5 protein-coding genes are annotated in these 6,939 nt (G+C 74.1%); all 5 read right to left on the bottom strand.

Translation table 11 applies throughout. From position 1 onward, the window contains the following. The coding region (locus CCN42_RS38965) for a 4-alpha-glucanotransferase (RefSeq protein WP_211294895.1) at positions 1-848 on the bottom strand (848 nt) is incomplete at its 3' end. Further along, positions 845-3,955 (bottom strand): Cof-type HAD-IIB family hydrolase, encoded by a 3,111-nt coding sequence (locus CCN42_RS45995; protein WP_158102199.1) that lies wholly within the window; start codon positions 3,953-3,955, stop codon positions 845-847. The genes CCN42_RS38965 and CCN42_RS45995, both read right to left, overlap by 4 nt. 13 nt (positions 3,956-3,968) lie before the next feature. Further along, positions 3,969-4,889 (bottom strand): carbohydrate kinase family protein, encoded by a 921-nt coding sequence (locus tag CCN42_RS38975; protein ID WP_086741917.1) that lies wholly within the window; start codon positions 4,887-4,889, stop codon positions 3,969-3,971. Then, positions 4,886-6,019 (bottom strand): sugar phosphate nucleotidyltransferase, encoded by a 1,134-nt coding sequence (locus CCN42_RS38980; RefSeq protein WP_086741918.1) that lies wholly within the window; start codon positions 6,017-6,019, stop codon positions 4,886-4,888. Before CCN42_RS38980 ends, CCN42_RS38975 begins: the two co-directional genes overlap by 4 nt. Next, on the bottom strand, positions 6,012-6,939 hold a 928-nt coding region (locus tag CCN42_RS43045), incomplete at its 5' end, for a glycosyltransferase (RefSeq protein WP_479688108.1). The genes CCN42_RS43045 and CCN42_RS38980, both read right to left, overlap by 8 nt.

A 6,939-nucleotide genomic window follows, 5' to 3' on the forward strand; every position in this document is an offset into this window, starting at 1 on the left:
GCACGGCGGCCCGGCGCGGGCGGCACCTCGTACACCCGGCGCAGCGCCTCGTACTTGAGGGCGCGCACCGCCTCCCGGTCGATCAGCGTCGCGCCGCTCAGTACCCGCTCGTTGAGTGCGCGGGCCCGGGCGGCGCAGGAGTCCACCGCTCGGCGGGCCTCTCCCTCCAGGTACCGGTACTCCGGTACGTCCTCCACCCGGACGTGCATCGGGTCCGCGAACCGCCGCGAGCTCGGCCGGTACGGTGAGGGATCGGGCAGCGGCCCCGGTTCCACCGCGTGCAGCGGGCCCAGCTGGACGAAGCCGGCGCCCAGCGCGCGTCCGGACCAGGAGACCAGCTCCGCGAGGTCCGCCAGGTCGCCCATGCCCCAGGACCTGCGGGACAGCACCGAGTACAGCTGGATCAGGAAGCCCCAGCCGCGCCGCTCGGGCACCGGGATCCGCTCGGGCACCGACAGCAGCGGCGCGGACGCCCGCCGTTCGCCGGCGACGGCGTGCAGGACGTGGGCGCCGGGCGGCAGCGGTGCGGCGAGACCGCACTCGCCACCGTCCTCCAGGGCGACGCGGGCCTGGGCACCGGGCGGCAGCCGCAGCCGGACGGCCGATCCGGCACGGACCACCACGCAGGCCGGAAGCAGCCTGTCCGTGGCCGCCGCGCGCCGGACGGCGAGCGCCCGGCGGGCGGCGGCCGGGGTGCTCGCGTCCACACCGTACGAGGCCAGCACCGCGACCAGGGTGTCCGCGGCGACGGTGACGCGGTCGCCGCGGTCGGTGACGTACTCGGTGCTCACGCCGTGCGCGCGGGCCAGGTCCCGCAGGGCGGCGTCGGGTACGGGACGGTGGGTCACGGGCGGACCTCCACCGGCGTGAAGAGGCGTTCGAGGACGGCGGCGACGCCGTCCTCGTCGTTGCCGGGGGCGATCTCGTCCGCCACGGCCCGCAGCTCGTGGTGGGCGTTCGCGACCGCCACGCCGTGGGCGGCCCAGGACAACAGGGGGATGTCGTTGGGCATGTCGCCGAAGGCGACGGTGTCGGCGCCGGTGAGGCCCAGCAGTTCGGCGGCCCGGGCGACGCCCGTGCCCTTGTCGGTGCCCGCGGGCAGGACCTCCACCATGCCCTTGACCGAGTGCACGACGGTCACCTCACCGCCCGTCAGCCGCCGGGCGACGGCGGCCAGCCGGTCCTCGTCGACGTCCGGGTGGTGCAGGATCAGCTTGTCGATGGGCACGCTCCACAGCAGGTCCCGGTCGGCGGTCACGTCCCAGCCGTGGCGGATCCGCTCACCGAAGGCCGGGGTGACCTTGAACCGGCTCTCCGGCGGCGAGGTGACGATGCCGAGTTCGACCCGCCCCAGCTCCGCCTCGACCTTCTCGACGACGTCGCGGGCCAGGTCGCGGTCCAGCGACTGCGAGGAGAGCAGCCGGTCGGCGCCGGCGTCGTACAGTTGCGCGCCCTGGCCGCAGACGGCCAGCCCCCGGTAGCCGAGGGCGTTCAGCAGGTGCTTGCAGGCCGCCGCCGGGCGGCCGGTGACCACCAGATGGTGGGCGCCGGCCGCGGCGACCCGCTCCAGGGCCCGGCGGGTGCGCGGGGACACCGTCAGGTCGCTGCGCAGCAGGGTGCCGTCCAGGTCGGTCGCCACCAGCCGGAACGCCGGTGCGTGGGTCGGCGCGCTGTCCCAGACGACCCGGCCGGAGCGCAGGGTCACCATGACCACGGCATGGTTTCCGACGGGCGGCCCGTCCAGTGTCCCGGTGAACCCTCCGCGGCCGTCGGCGGCGAGCGGCCGCAGGGCGGCGCCGCCGGGTTCGGGAGCCCGTTCGTCGGAGGCCAGCGTCTCGGTGACCGACTCCAGCGGGGCCGGGGACCCCTGGGAGACCGCTTCCCGGTGCCGCGCGAGCGGCGCGGCGGGGACGGCGGCGACCGCGGTCGCGTCCGGGGCGGCGCCGGGCGCCGCCGGGGGCGCCTCGACCACGAGCTCGACCCGTTCCGCCTGGGGATGCGTGTACCGCACGTGCCAGGTGCCGTCCGGATCAGCGGCGACGTGGAACCGGTTAGCCAGACGGGCCTGAAGGTCCGGCCGGCCCGCCTGGCGGGCCAGTTCGGCGCAGCGGGCGAAATCCCCCCTGTCGTGGGCCGACGTGAACAACCGCTCCCAGGTGTCCGGTCCCAGCTCGTCCGTGCCGCACCCGAGGGCGCGGGCGAGGGCGGGGGCGTCACCGCGTTCCGTCGCCGCACGCACGATCAGGTCGCGGTGTTCGGCATGGGCGGCAGGAGGCAGCGCGTCCAGCCAGCCCCACTCCACCAGTTCGGCGGCCGTGGGCTGTGCACGCTCACCGCGCGCCAGCCGGTCGAAGGCCGCCAGGCGCCGGTCCGCGCTGTTGGCCCAGGTGAACGAACGGCCGAGGCGGCGGGCGTTGCCCGACAGCCGGGCGTAGGTGTCCGGATCCGTGCGGAAGACCGTCACGGCCTGGCGTATTCGCTCCGCGAGGGCGCGGGCCAGGCCCGGGTCGTCGTCCCGGAAGGACCCGGGCACCGAGAAGCCGGTCGCGGCCGGATCGTCGAGGGGCCGCTGGTGCCCGAAGTGGGAGGTCACCCGCTGGGCGGTGGCGATGGGCACCGCGCCGCAGGCCATGGCCTCGGCCTGGGCGATGAGGAAGCCGTCCAGTTCGAACTTCGAGGGGAAGACGCAGAAGTCGGCGCTCACCGCCTGGGCGAACAGGGTGTCCTCGTCGGCGAGCCGCCAGTCCAGGTGCAGCCGGCCCGGATACCGGTCGGCGAGCCGCTGGAACGCGGCGTTGGCCACCGCGACCGGTGCGTCACCGCCGCCCCCGGTCGCGCAGCGGATCACGAAGCCGACCTCCGGATCGTCGGCCAGCACCTCCTCCACGGCCCGCATCAGCTCCAGCTGTCCCTTGTGGTGCACCGCATAGCGGGCGGCGTGATAGAAGACCGGGCCGGACGCCGTGAGGCCGAGCGACCGGCGGACCGCGGCGCGGTCCACCGCCTGGGTGTCGCGCGCCAGCCAGCTGTCCGCGATGCCGCAGCCGCCGGCCAGCAGCCGGTCCGGCCGTTCGCGCAGCCGCCGGGACACGGGCAGGGACTGGAAGAGGGCTTCGAAGGGCGTGTCCTGCCAGGTGGCGTAATGGCTGCGCTGGCCCGGGGACACGAAGTCGACGAGATCCGCTCCGGCGACGACCAGCGGGAACACGCCCACGTGGTCCGGGCCGTACTCGACGTGCATCCGCGTGCCGGCCAGGGCCCGGGCCACGGTCGCCATGGGGGAGTTCTCGGCGGGCGCCGGCCCGTCGAGGGCGTCCAGATCGGGGCCCCGCACCCCGAACAGCTCAAGGAGCCGTTCCACCTGCGGCCGGTACACCTTCTGCGTGACGGGAGCGTTGGCGGCGATCGTGCTCACCGTCCGGTACCGGTCGTCCTCGGCGAGGACCGCGGGCAGCAGGTAGTGGTAGTAGGGCTCGAAGCCGTGCACGACCGCCGGGCCGTCCGCCAGCTGCCGCTGGAGGAAGCGCAGACCGCTGACCTGGAAGACCAGCGGCTTCAGGTACGCCAGGTCCCGGCCCTCCATCGCCGGGGGCGGATAGAGCCGGTCCGGCAGCAGGTCCAGGAAGGCGTCGGACAGCAGGTACACGTCCACGCCGTCCAGGCGCAGCAGGTGGGCGCGGGTGTCCAGGGAGAGGGCGGTCTCGGCGGACCGGTCCGGCCACACCTTGGAGTCCAGCACCAGCGGCACCGTGTGCTCGTCGCGGTAGTCGAGTTCCCGTACGTCGAACCGCTCCCGCAGGGCCTGGAGGTGACCGTGCGCGGGGGTGACCAGCGAGACGCGGTGGCCGCGCGCGGCGTACGCGCGGGAGAGGTTCCACACGAGGGGGGACAGCCCGCCGCGCATCAACCGGTTGTCGAAGCCGCCGCACTCGAAGGAGAAGGTGATGATGTGCACCCCGGGTGCTCCCTCACTCCGCCGCGACCGCGCGGGCGCAGGCCGCGCGCAGACCGGGCAGGTCGATGAACTCGGTGTGCGTGCCGGCGGCACCGCAGGCGAAGGCCCCGGACACCGATCCGGCCAGCACGCATTCCTCCACCGGGCGCCCCTCCAGGTGGGCGTGGAGGAAGGCGGTGACGAAGGCGTCCCCGGCACCGTTGCTGTCGACGACCGGCCGCTCCGGCCGCACGGCGGGGAAGTGACGCACCTTCGCCTCGCCCCGCACCAGCAGGTGGCAGCCGTCCGCTCCGTCGGTGGCCACGACGAACCGGGCCCGGCCCTCGTCGACGATGCCGTGCAGGACCTCGTCGAGCCGGTCGTGAACGGACGCGGCGCTCATGAAGACGTAGTCGGAGGCGAGGGCGTAGGTGCGGTGGTGGGGATTGACGCCGTCCCAGTCGTGCAGGTCGGTGGAGCTGGTCACCCCGAGCCGGTGGATGTCCTCGTACAGGTCGCGGTTGTGTCCGACGATGGAGAGGTGGACGTGACGCGCCCGCTCCAGGTGGGGCAGGTAGAAGGCGCGGGGCAGCCGCAGGTCCACGGGGTGCCGGGAGTCGTAGAAGGAGAAGCGGCGACCCCGCGCGTCGACCAGGTTGACGCCGCGCGGAGTGCCGTGCGGGGAGACCAGGTGACTGAAGTCCAGGCCGCGCTCGGCGTAGGCGGCGAGCACCGCGTGCCCCTGGGGGTCGTCACCGAGGAAGTCGATGAACTTCGTGGCGAGACCCAGGGCGTGACAGCCGAGCGCGACGCCGTTGCCGGTGTGCGCGACGTAGTCGTACACGGGAGGCACGTGCAGCGAGTCGCCGGGCGGGATCCGCAGGTCGTCGACGCGGACGACGGTGTCCACACCGGCTCCGCCGACCACCAGGACGTCGTAGGGGGGCAGGTTCATGTTCGGGTTCCTTCCGTGACGGCCGCGGTGTCCTCGACCCGCTGCACGTGTCCGTTCTCCAGGACCACCGCCGAGTCGATGACCTGACCGGGGCGGACCGTGGCGCCGGGCAGCAGCACGCTGCGCCGGACCCGCGCGCCCTCCCCGACTCGCACACCCGGGAACAGCACGCTGTGCTCCACCCGGCCTTCGTTGACGAGGTCCGCCGGGACCAACGAGGCGACCACGCCCAGGGAGTCGGCCACCCAGCCGCGGTCCACCTCGGGCCGCACGGTCCTCGGCATCCGTTCGACCGGAAGTGCGGCCCGCGGCCCGCCGGCCGCGAGCATCAGGTGGGCCCGGTGGTAGCGCTCGACGGTGCCGATGTCCTCCCAGTGGCCGACGACCTCGTGACCGCGGATGTCCTCCCCGCCCGCGAGCATCGCCGGGATGACGTCCCGGCTGATGTCGTGCTGCCAGTCGGTGCCGTCGAGCTTCTCCAGGTAGCGGTGCAGCACCGCGGCGTCGAAGACGCAGAACGCGGCGAAGACCAGGTCGCTGGTCGGTTCGGCGGGCTTCTCCACGAACTCGGTGAGCTGGCCGGCACGGTCGAAGCGGACCATACCGAACAGGTGCACCCAGCGTCGTTCGATCCGCTGGTAGGCGATCGTCAGTGCGGCGCCGGAGGCCCGGTGCTCCTTGATCAGCGGCCCGTAGTCGAAGCGGTAGACGTGGTCGGCGTGCAGGACCAGGACCTGTTCGCGGTCACCGCCGAAGACGTGCCCGGCCTTGCGGATCAGGGCGTCCGCGGTGCCGCGCTCGGCCGGCCAGGTGCGTTCGGGCAGCTCGCGGGGGAGCGTGTCCCCCGCTGACCGGTAGGCGTCGTCGTACGGCCCGAAGTGGACCCGGAAGCCGGGGGCCCGGTTCCACACCTGGTGCAGGTCGTCCATCAGCCGGCGTTCCTCGTACTGGGACAGCAGCAGCACTTCCCCCAGTCCCGAGGCGCGCGCGTTGGCGAGGCTGAAGTCGATCAGACGGCAGACACCGCCGTACGGGACGAGCGGCTTCAGGCGGCCCGCGCCCAGCGGACCCATGCGCCGCCCCTCGCCGCCCGCCAGCAGGACCGCGCGCACTCCTGCCCGCTCAGCCATGACGGGCCTCGTCCCAGGTGACCCGTCCGGAGGACAGGGTCAGCAGCAACCGTGCGCCCGGTACCGGCGGCGGTCCCTCGAACACGCCGCTCCCGGTGCGGCGCAGCTCCCGCACCTCGGGCAGTGCCCGGGCCGCCGGATCCCGCGGGGCAGGGATCACCAGCTGCACCCGCTCGGCGTGCGGCAGGCGGTACACCAGCGTGCCGTCGTCGGTGACCGAGCACCGCTCGCGCAGCCTCCGCGCATCGTCGGCGGTCACGGCGGTGGGGAAGCGGTCCACGATCCGCTCACAGGTCGCGAAGTCGGCCCGCTCCCACGCCGCCCGGAAGAATCTCCGGGCGACCGGCGTGTCGACGGGGGCCAGGCGTGCGTACGCCCCCGGGTCGCCGTGGGCGAGAGCCGCCTCCGCGGTGATCTCCTCGTCCTTCAGGAGGTCGAACCAGCCGTGCCGCAGGGCGCGTTCGGCGGGCAGTTCGGCCGGCTCGGCACGCCACAGGCGGTGGAACGCGGCGAGATGCAGGTCGGCGCAGTGTTCCCAGGTGAACTGCCGGGCGACCGTCACCGCGCGCTCCGACAGCTCCCGGTAGCGGGCCGGGTCCTCGGACCACAGCGTCACCGCCTCACCGATCCGCGCGACCAGGGCGGCGGTGAGCAGCGGGTCGTCCTCGGCGAAGGACCGGTTGACGGCGAGGCCGGTGGTCTCCGGCTCGGGCCGGGCGTGCCGGAAGTGCGCCATGCCCTCCTGCGCCGTCGCGATGGGAACCGCCCCGCAGGCCATCGCCTCGCCCTGGGCGATGAGGAAAGTGTCCATCTCGAACTTGGAGGGGAAGAGGCAGAAGTCGGCGGCCGACGCGTACTCGAACACCCGCCGCTCGTCCACCCGCTCGGACTCCAGGTGCAGCCGGCCCCGGTGCCGCTCG

Source organism: Streptomyces glaucescens (genome assembly GCF_002154375.1).
GTDB classification, from domain to species: Bacteria; Actinomycetota; Actinomycetes; order Streptomycetales; family Streptomycetaceae; genus Streptomyces; species Streptomyces glaucescens.